Below are 10,425 nucleotides of genomic sequence, written 5' to 3'. Positions count from 1 at the left end.
TCTAAACTTAGAAAGCCAATAGCCGGCATAACAACCTGTACCCGAAGTTATATTCATCTTTATTATATGCAAATTGTAGGCGCAACAGCTTATCAGATTAAATTTAAAATCAACTTTCTTAAAGTATATCGCCTCTAATCATGAGTGTATAAATTAGCTAAAACAATCTTTGATATAATTTTTGGCTGTTCCAATTGTGTCAGCAATTTTTAATTTTTACTTGTTAAAGGAATACAGATGGTAAACTCTGTTCCACATCCTGGAGTAGAATCAACTTCAATAGTTCCTTGATGTTTGTCTACAACTATTTGATAAGCGATCGCCATTCCTAATCCGATTCCTTTACCCACAGGTTTAGTAGTGAACATATAGTCAAATACTCGTTGCTTTACCTCTTCTGACATGCCAATACCATTATCGGAAATTTGAATGATCGCTTGTTTTTCATCAGTGAGTTCAGTCTGAATGCGAATTTGTCCTTCATTCTTTACTAAGAATGACTCTTCTATAGCATCAATTGCATTCACTAGAACATTCATAAATACCTGATTGAGTTGCCCTGCATAGCATTCTACGAGAGGTAAATCACCATATTTTTTAACGATCTGAATTTCTGGTTGATTAGGCGTGGCTGTCAGCCGATGATTCAGAATCATCAGAGTGTTGTCTAATCCTTCATTAATGTCTACAAATTTCATTTCTGCTTCATCAAGGCGCGAGAAATTACGCAGCGATAGTACAATTTGACGAATGCGTTTGGTTCCCACTTGCATTGATGCCATTAATTTGGGTAAATCTTCTGCCAGAAACTCAATATCAAGGTCTTGGGCGCGATCGCTAATTTCGGGTGTAGGATTTGGGTATGTTTGTTGATAAAGCTTGAGCAAATCAAGGATATCTTGGCTGTAAACGCTGGCATGGTTGAGATTGGCATGAATAAAATTGGCAGGATTATTGATTTCATGTGCCACTCCAGCCACTAATTGTCCCAGGCTAGACATTTTTTCGGTGTGGATGAGTTGAGCTTGGGTATTTTGCAATTCTTTCAGGGTTTTGCTGAGTTGTTGCGCCTGCTGGCTAGAAACAAAGGCGCGATCGCGAATCTGTTCGTATAGCTGCACCTGTCGCCATGCACTAATCAACCCAATCAATAGCAATCCTCCCAAAACTGTAGCCAACAGGTTCAACGCCTGTAATGGCGATTCAATATTTTCTTTTGGCACAATTAACGCTACTGACCAATTTGCTTCTCTCAGAGGAGTGTAAGCAACATAGCTCCATTTACCATCCAGTTGAACCAATTCAATATTTGTGCGTTTAGCTACCATTTTTTGGCTAATTTCAACTAATCTGGGATTGCGCGAGTTCAGAAAACTCTTGGCAGCTTTTTCGGTTGTACCAATAAATTCCGTGTTGGGATGGGCGATGGGAATTCCTTGAGAATTAAGGGCAAAAGCATAGCTGCCTTTACCTTGATGTAAATTGCTGATGACCTCAACGACCCGGTTAATTGGAATTCCTCCCATTAAAACACCTGCTGGCTTTGTACCTCTTTCGGCAGGAATCGGCGAACTAATCTGAATCTGTAACTGTTTGGTTGTGCGTCCAATAATTGGATCGGCTGCTATCGTTTCACCCGTCATACTCCGCTGAAAAAATTCTCGGTCTTTAACATTGAGATGATCTCCATGAGTATTGATTAATGTACTATCTGATGTAGCCAATGCCATGAGCAAAAACGTTTGCAGCCGCTTCAATTCAGATTGCAAATAAGGTTCCATTACAGGCCAATCTAGCGATCGCACCACAGCAGAATTTGCCAAAGTCTTAATTTCTGTCTTACGAATGGCTAACCAGTTATCGATATCATCCTGACCTTTGCGTGTTTTTAATAGTACTTGTTCTTTAATACTATCGAGCAACAATCCTTTAACAATCTTGTAACTAGTGATAGCTGTGGCGCTAATACTAATGGACAAAAGTATCACAATTGATAATAATATAAAATTACGCGATCGCCGTTTAAATGAGTAGTAAATTTTGTTGGTTAGGGCATACCATAGAGATTTAATCTTTAAGGAAAATTTACCTGATTTAAGCATTATTGTCATTTTATTTTCAACTAAAATTTAAATAGCGAAAAAGAAAAGTGCTGAGTAATTTCTACTTTCCTCAGCACTCAGCACTCAACACTGAACACAAATTATTGTTGTTGAGTAGAGATTTGAATGACAAACTCTGTCCCCTTTCCCAGTTCGGAAGTACAAGAGAGCGAACCGCCATGTGCTTCTACCACAATTTGACGAGCGATCGCTAATCCTAATCCAGTGCCTTTTCCGACAGGCTTAGTAGTAAATAAATGGTCAAATACTTTTTGTTTAACCTCTGGTGACATTCCCACGCCATTATCAGCAATCTTAATCAAAACATTCTGACCTGAATCTATTACACGAGTTTGAATAGCGATGCAATTAGGGTTGGCAAGAATCGCTTCCAAACTGCGTTCTGAATTGTATTGTTCAAGTGCATCAATGGCATTTGCTAACAAGTTCATAAACACTTGATTAAGTTGTCCAGCAAAGCATTCCACTAGAGGTAGCTTGCCATAATTCTTCACTACCTCAATTGCTGGACGGTTTTCATTAGCTTTTAAACGGTGTCTGAGAATCAAAATAGTACTGTCAATGCCTTCGTGAATATCAAAAGGAACTTTGTAATCCTTATCTGCTCTGGAGAAGGTTCGCAAACTGGTACTAATACTGCGGATACGGCTAACACCCAATTTCATCGAGTCCAGCAATTTCGGTAAATCTTCGCGTAAATAATTCAGGTCGATGGCATCAATTTCATCTTGAATATCTAAGCCGGGATTGGGAAACTTTTCTTGATAAAGATTAATTAGTCCCAACAAATCTTTAACATAATCTTTGGCTGGTTCTAAGTTGCCAGCAATGAAGCCGACAGGATTGTTGATTTCATGGGCAACACCTGCGACCAAATTACCAAGTGCAGACATTTTCTCACCTTGCACTATTTGCAATTGCATTGTTTGGAGTTCTTTCAATGCTTTTTCTAATTGTTGTTTTTGCTGCTGTAACAATTGTTGTGCTTGTTGGTATTTGGTGATGTCTTCAGACGTTCCAAGGATGCCAAAAACGTTTCCTTCTCTATCTTTTAGGGGAATTTTATTTGTATTAGACCAGATTTGTTTTCCGTCTGCTTGCTGTAATGTTTCAATAATATTTAGTTCAGCTTGTCCAGATTCCATAATGCGGCGATCGCACTCTACATACCAATCTGATTCTTCGCGAGTCCAAGATAAATCGTAGTCTGTTTTAGCAATAACATTTTCTGGTATTCCTACACCCGAAGCTTGAGCAAACTTATGATTACAGCCTAAATAAACACTATTGCGGTCTTTCCAGAAAACAGACTGGGGAATATTGTCCATAATTAACCGCAAGAATTGTTCAGTCTGTCCCAGATTTTCTAGAGTATTTTGTGCCTGCTGATAAAGTCGGGCATTTTCCAGGGAGATTGCAGCTTGAGTACATAATAGATTGAGAATTTCGACGCGATCGCTAGTAAATGCCCCAGTCATCAGATTGTTTTCTAAATATAAAATCCCTAAGAGTTTCCCTTGATAGAGAATCGGTGTACATAGCAAGCTTTTAGGTTGCTGACGAATAATATAGGGATCGGCTATTAGGGCTGGATGCAATGCTGTATCAAAGATAACGGTAGATTGCAGGTTACGTTTTATGGCGTAAATTAGGCTATGGGGAACCTCTGCACTATCTTCCACAAAAATTGACTGTAATACCGTTGATTTTTGCCCAGCTTGAGTAGTCGCCTCAACTACCAATCTATTTTCTTTAAGCAGTAGTAACGCACACTTATCTGCTCCAGCATTTTCCATTACCACTTGCAGCAGCTTTGTAAGTAATTTATCTAGTTCAATTTCACTCGAAAGAGTCTGAGAGGCTTTTAAAACTGTTGCCAAATCTAGCATTACTGATGTGTTGCTGCTAGAAGTTACTGATTTATTAATACTGGGATGGAAGGTAGTAATGCTGTCAATATTTGCGAACGTCTCATTAGGTGTGAATAGTGAACGCTTCTGTTGTAAAATCGGGGCTAGCAGTTGTGGATAACGCTGTTCTAAGTCATTGACTTTGGCTTTAGCATCCCAGTGTGTATAGCAATAGTAAGCATTAATCAAATACTCTTGAGCAATGCGCTCTTTACCCCATTCTAAATAGAACTTGGCTGCAAGTTCGTTGGCGAGAGCTTCTTCGTTGAGGTATTCGTTTTCTTTAGCTTTAGCAATGGCGCGATCGTATGATTCGATTGCATCCATATACTTGCCAGAAATTCTTGCTATTTCCGCAGATAACAAGAGATATCGATGTAGAAAGTTGTCTGGGCAACTATTAGCCCAGGTTTTCTGAATTTGTTGATGCTCTCGAATAATGTCCCAATACTGCTTTTTCTTTTCTAATGTCACATTGGGATAGAGAGCTATCAAACTTAGTGGATAATAGAAATGATACTGAATAATTGGGAAGAAACCAGAGTTACAACCAAGAGTTTTCTCAGCTTCTTCTGCTGCTTCCACAGCATCTGCGTAGCGGCCATAAAGGTACGACAATTGGATTTTGAGAAAGCAGTACCAATTAATTCCATGTTCAAAGTTGTTCTTCTGTCTCCACACTTCGATATAGGGAATATCTTCGTCATTGCGATCTTCTAATAAATCTGTGTTTTTAGATATATCTTGCAGGTTTAATAAGAACTGCCGTTGTAAAGTAAAGGCATACAGCATATTGGCATCATTAACCTGTTGGACATAGTTCAGATATTTTTCAGTTTCCGCGTAAACATCTGAGAGGCGATCGCCTTTAATTAACATCGCCCAAATCAGAAATGAAACCGCCCAAACACCAAACACCAAATTTCCAGTTTCTTGACATATTTGGAATGATTGTTGAGAAAGCGGCAAATTAGTTTTTAAATGCTGATTATAGGGATTAGTGGTGTGGGCAAAAATATTATTGGTCTTAAAAATAAACTGGGTACTATTGAAGTGACGATCGAGTTTTAGTGCTAATGTACCAAACTCATAAGCTGTTTGATAATTTCCTTTATTTGCCAGATTCATTCCATATAAACAGTAAGCAAAACCAGAGCTTTCTGCATTGCCATACCTCAATGATAAACCGATCATTAATACAGGAGCCAAACAACTGAGGTATTGATCTCCTCCCATATAAGCTGCTGCCCAAAGGTCAGCTAAAATACCCATACAAACCTTCTGGTTTCGATCTGTCATCTCAGGCAGATCGAATAAATCTGGTATACGAACCGTTTGAAGTTTAGCTTTTAATTCTTGAAGTTCAGCTTCGATAGCAGCTTGCTGTTCTTCAGGAGTGACTGGCAGATTCATCCCGATGATTCTCAAACCTTTTACTCCAGCTTCAATACTAGCTGCTATATTTTCACCCTGAGTCATTTTCAGATACATCTGAATCCTATAAATATCTACTTGTTCAAACCTATCTTGGCTTTGAGTTAACGCCATCTCAAATAATCTTTCGGCTTGGTCAAAGCTACCAGTTAGATATTCACATTCTGCGGATTCTCGATGTAATTCAAACGTAATATTATAATTAACTAACCAACTTTCGCCTATTAGTAATTCTCTGCCTAAGGTGAAATACTTAAGGGCTGCTTTATAAGCAGTAGAAGCTTTTGCTTTCTTACCAGCAATTAGATTCAGTTGAGCAAGTTCATCTCTTTGGGACTGTTCATCAATTATGTCAATTCCCTCATTTAGCTGATTAACAATGTCAAAAATACTAGCTTCAAGCGCTTCAGGTAATGTATTGTTTAACAGTAATTGCCCAATTTTGAAATGAGTAGCTTTTCGTTGAGATTCAGGGATAAGAGAATAGGCTGCTTGCTGAACGCGGTCATGAAGAAATCTGTAAGAGCAAGAGTCAGGAGAATTGTATTGCTGAAATTCTGAATTCTGAATTATAAATTCAGACTCATCATGGTAAAACTTATAAACCTCACTGGTAGGAATAATCAACCCATCTTGCACAGCCTTCCAAAAATCTGTGGCTGTTTCCAACAGTGATTTTTCATGAACGATCGCTAATGTTTCTAAATCAAATTGGTTTCCTACACAAGCTGCTAACTTCAAAACTTCTTGAGTTTCTGTTGGCAACTTCTGAAGTTGAATTGCCATGAACTCTACTACATCATCGGTAAGGGCGAGCGATCGCACCTGAGCAATATCACATTCCCAATAACCACCATTAAAATTAAATGTAATTAATCGATCTTGATGTAGCGCTTTGAGAAACTGGGTGCTGAAGAAAGGATTACCTTTAGTTTTGCTCAATACTAATTCTGTTAAGGGTGTGGCTAAAGCTAAAGAGCAGCTCAATGTATCTGCAACCAAATGATTGATAGAAACCCGATCGAGGGATAATAAGGTAATTGTATTGACTGTGGCATCTAATTTCTGAATCTCTTCCAAAGTCAGCATCAGCGGATGTACTGGGTTGACTTCATTATCTCGATAAGCACCAATTAACAGTAGATAGCGGATGTCAGCTTCGCTCATTAACAAGTGTATTAACTTTAAAGAAGCAGAATCTGCCCATTGCAAATCGTCAATAAAGATCGCTAATGGATGTTCTAATGCAGTGAAGACTTGAGTGAATTTCAAAAACAGCGAATTGAAGCGATTTAGTGCCGCACTTCCAGAGAGTTCCGGCGCAGGTGGCTGTTTACCAATCATACTTTCCAGTTCTGGAATCATCTCAATCATCACTTGTCCGTTCTCACCCAAAGCAGAGAGAATTTTGGATTTCCATTGCTCAAATTGGGCATCAGTTTCACTCAGCAGTTGCCCGATTAAATCTCGAAAAGCTTGTACAAAAGCAGAGAAAGGAATGTTGCGCTGGAACTGGTCAAATTTACCTTTAATGAAATAACCCCGTTGTCGCACAATTGGCTTGTGGACTTCGTTCACCACAGCAGTTTTGCCAATGCCAGAGAAGCCTGCTACCAAAATCATTTCAGTGCTTCCCTGACTGACTCTTTCAAAGGCATCCAGTAAGCTTTGAACTTCGGCTTGGCGACCGTAAAGTTTTTCTGGAATAATGAAGCGATCGCAAATATCCCGCTCACCTAATTCAAAAGATTTAATCGAGCCAATTTCTTGCAATTGAGACAAACATTTTTCTAAATCAAATTTCAGCCCTAATGCACTCTGATAGCGGTCTTCAGCATTTTTCGCCATCAACTTCATCACAATCTCACAAAGAACTTCGGGAATCTCTTCTTCCCCCCTACTCCCTGCCCCACTTCGACTACGCTCAGTGACCACCTGCCCCCTGCTCCCTAATTCTTCTGGCTGCTTGGCAATATGACAGTGAACCAACTCCATCGGATCGTTAGACTCAAAGGGTAGGCGTCCAGCCAGCAATTCATAGAAGGTAACGCCGAGGGAATAGTAATCACTGCGATAGTCGATTCCGCGATTCATCCGCCCGGTTTGTTCTGGGGAAAGGTAGGCGAGAGTACCTTCTAAGACATTAGGACTGTAAATTTCCTGGGTTTCTCTGGGTAAAAGGGAGGCAATACTAAAGTCAATCAACTTGACTTGCTTAGTTTCCGGGTTGATGAGAATGTTGGCTGGCTTGATATCTTTGTGGATAATTCGATGGCGATAAAGTCCGTCAAGAGTATTACTCAGAGCGATCGCAATATCCAAGAACTCTGTGAGAGTATATTGGTTGCTTCCCATTTTTTGGTTGAGCCAATCTCTGAGGGAAATACCGCCAAAGTCCTCCATCACCAAGGCATAGCTGTTGCGGTAAGGTTCCAGGCTGTAGGGACGAACAATACCGGGTAGGTCAAGATTTTTAGCAATAGTGTACTGATTACGGAACAGCAGCAGTTCATTGAAGCTAGGATACTCTTGCTGAAGCAGTTTAATCACAACCGGAAGTCGATCCGCCTCTCGAATAGCACGGTAAACTAAGGTTCTAGAGCCTGCATAAAGTTGTTCGCTAATTTGATAGTTCAAAAGCTTGTCCATTGGCTCAACTGCTGTATTCATACTTCATCAACTCTTGTGAAATCAGCTACTTATTTAAAGTAGTTTGCCCAAGAATAAGCTTTTGCTAACTCAGTTTTCTTTTAAACAATCGCATTGTACGCGTGTAATCTATCTGTAGCTCCATCAGCAAAACTACCGCTATTTCCGGTAAAATCAAGTTCTAAGGACTGTGGATTTGGGAGAAACTTGGGGTGCCTACACTTGGCGTTAACATTGACCACATCGCTACTATCCGGCAAGCGCGGCGGACGGTGGAACCAGATCCAGTAGCGGCGGCGGTACTGGCAGAATTAGCAGGTGCGGATGGAATTACGGTGCATCTGCGCGAAGATCGGCGGCATATCCAAGATCGGGATGTGCGGATATTGCGGCAAACAGTGCGATCGCATCTTAATTTAGAAATGGCCGCTACAGATGAAATGCTAGCGATCGCTCTCGATATCAAACCAGATTACGTGACTTTAGTCCCCGAAAAGCGCGAAGAAGTAACAACAGAAGGCGGACTAGATATTGTCGGGCAAATTGCTAGAATAGGTGAAATAGTCGATAAATTGCAAAGCGCTAGCATTCCAGTTAGTTTATTTATCGACGCCGAACCAGCACAAATTGAAGCCTCTGTCAAGATACATGCGCAGTTTATTGAATTGCACACCGGACAATATGCCGAAGCTAAAGATGAAACAAATCGCCACCGAGAATTAGCCATATTAGCTAAAGGTTGTGAACAAGCGATTCAAGCTGGATTGCGAGTTAACGCTGGTCATGGACTCACCTACTGGAACGTCTATCCGGTAGCTGCGCTTCCAGGCATGGAAGAACTGAACATTGGTCATACCATCATCAGTCGGGCAGCATTAGTAGGTATGGAAAGGGCAGTCCGCGAGATGAAACAAGCTATAAGAGGGAATGGGGCATAAGAGGCATAAGAGGCAGAGGGGCAGAGGGGCAGAGGGGCAGAGGGGAAAACTTACTGCAACTTCTCCCCTGCTCCCCTGCTCCCCTGCTCCCCTGCTTTAAAAAGAGGGTTGTCACTGCGAAATCTAGAAATTGGGATCAAATCTTCAGCAAAAAGTTCTATGAGCGCAACACAGTCTAACAACCTGCCACTTTGGGTACAGGATAGAGATAAAGTGATAGCAGAAAGCACTGATGTCGAGTGGCGCTATCAAACACCGCCTGATTATTCTCGTTCAAAAGAGAATCTCGCTAAAGAAAGTATCTACAATCATCTTGAAGGAACACTGGAAGCGATCGTGCAAAATTTGGTGAGAACTTTCGAGATGGAGGTATCCTTCAAAGCTAACCCGCAAGAGTGGTTATCTATTGTGAATGACAACTTTCGCGTCAGTACCAATGGCGGAGTAGAGTATACCGCAGCAGATTTATCCGCCCAAGGTACTTACAATCTATTTATGCCTGATTCAGAGCATTACAAAGCTTCAGAAGAAACCTTTGAATCATCCGCAAAAGTCTTCCACACAACATTCCCTCAAGGATTTCCTTGGGAAGTACTGGAAGTTTTCTCAGGGCCACCGAATGTAACATTTAAATGGCGGCATTGGGGACATTTTAACGGAGAATATAAAGGCCATGCACCTACTGGAGAGACAATAGAAATTATCGGCATGAGCATTGCAAAAGTTACCGATGACTTGAAGGTTATTTCCTTAGAACACTACTTCGACAATAATCTGTTCTTGGAAAAGCTAACATCTGGTGGCAAAAAGACAAAATCTGAAAACCAGAAAAGTGCTTGTCCGTTCAGTTCTTGGTTCAAGAAATCCCACAAAAGTTAGTTTGTCAGGGTACAGAGTCACTGTGCCCTGAAATTATTCACATAGCAACCAAAGGATGAAAATGCAAACATACCATTATGTTTTGGCAAGTCAACGCTTTCTTCTCGAAGAAGAACCGATACACGAAGTTCTCAAAGAACGTACCCGTAACTACCACGAACAAGAAAAACAAATCGATTTTTGGTTAGTTGAGCAACCAGCTTTCTTGGAAGCACCGCAGTTTAAAGAGCTAAAGGCAAAGTGTCCCCAACCAGCAGTCGCAATTATTTCTACAAATCCTCAATTTATTACTTGGTTAAAACTGCGTTTAGAGTACGTCATCACTGGAGAATTCCAGGCTCCTTCTGAGGCAATACCAGATGCTTTAGCATCGTTAGTTACCGTATCTTAGGCATAGGGCATAGGACATTGGGCATGGATAAAAGACAAGGAAGATGGGAGAGACTTGTTTAATAATTCCCCCTTGTCCCCTTGTCTCCCCTGCTCCTCTGC

General features: G+C 40.7%; 5 protein-coding genes. 3 read left to right on the top strand and 2 right to left on the bottom strand.

Features of this window, described 5'->3' with window-relative positions:
• Positions 1–209: 209 nt before the first annotated feature.
• Both V7K84_RS14695 and V7K84_RS14690 read right to left on the bottom strand, forming a co-directional pair.
• Positions 210–2,102 (bottom strand): sensor histidine kinase, encoded by a 1,893-nt coding sequence (locus tag V7K84_RS14695; protein WP_334839086.1) that lies wholly within the window; start codon positions 2,100–2,102, stop codon positions 210–212.
• 101 nt (positions 2,103–2,203) lie between these two features.
• Positions 2,204–8,137, bottom strand: a complete 5,934-nt coding sequence (locus tag V7K84_RS14690) for a trifunctional serine/threonine-protein kinase/ATP-binding protein/sensor histidine kinase (RefSeq protein ID WP_334839079.1) — start codon at positions 8,135–8,137, stop codon at positions 2,204–2,206.
• Positions 8,138–8,328: 191 nt separating this feature from the next.
• Between V7K84_RS14690 and V7K84_RS14685 the strand changes: the two genes are divergently transcribed.
• From V7K84_RS14685 to V7K84_RS14675, 3 genes are all read left to right on the top strand, one after another.
• Positions 8,329–9,054 (top strand): pyridoxine 5'-phosphate synthase, encoded by a 726-nt coding sequence (locus V7K84_RS14685; RefSeq protein WP_334839077.1) that lies wholly within the window; start codon positions 8,329–8,331, stop codon positions 9,052–9,054.
• A 159-nt stretch (positions 9,055–9,213) separates the two neighbouring features.
• A complete protein-coding gene (locus tag V7K84_RS14680) occupies positions 9,214–9,933 on the top strand; it encodes a SnoaL-like polyketide cyclase (RefSeq protein WP_334839075.1) in 720 nt (239 codons plus the stop codon).
• 61 nt (positions 9,934–9,994) lie between these two features.
• Positions 9,995–10,324 (top strand): MgPME-cyclase complex family protein, encoded by a 330-nt coding sequence (locus V7K84_RS14675; protein ID WP_334839073.1) that lies wholly within the window; start codon positions 9,995–9,997, stop codon positions 10,322–10,324.
• Positions 10,325–10,425: the final 101 nt, after the last annotated feature.

The organism is Nostoc sp., from assembly GCF_036917315.1.
In the GTDB taxonomy this organism is placed as follows: domain Bacteria; phylum Cyanobacteriota; class Cyanobacteriia; order Cyanobacteriales; family Nostocaceae; genus Nostoc.
This window is presented reverse-complemented; position numbering and strand designations above follow the sequence as displayed.

Excerpts from the sequence above, each read along its gene's own strand:
- V7K84_RS14695 (WP_334839086.1), bottom strand. The coding sequence starts at position 2,102 with ATGCTTAAATCAGGTAAATTTTCCTTAAAGATTAAATCTCTATGGTAT.
- V7K84_RS14675 (WP_334839073.1), top strand. The coding sequence starts at position 9,995 with ATGCAAACATACCATTATGTTTTGGCAAGTCAACGCTTTCTTCTCGAA.
- V7K84_RS14690 (WP_334839079.1), bottom strand. The coding sequence starts at position 8,137 with ATGAATACAGCAGTTGAGCCAATGGACAAGCTTTTGAACTATCAAATT.
- V7K84_RS14680 (WP_334839075.1), top strand. The coding sequence starts at position 9,214 with ATGAGCGCAACACAGTCTAACAACCTGCCACTTTGGGTACAGGATAGA.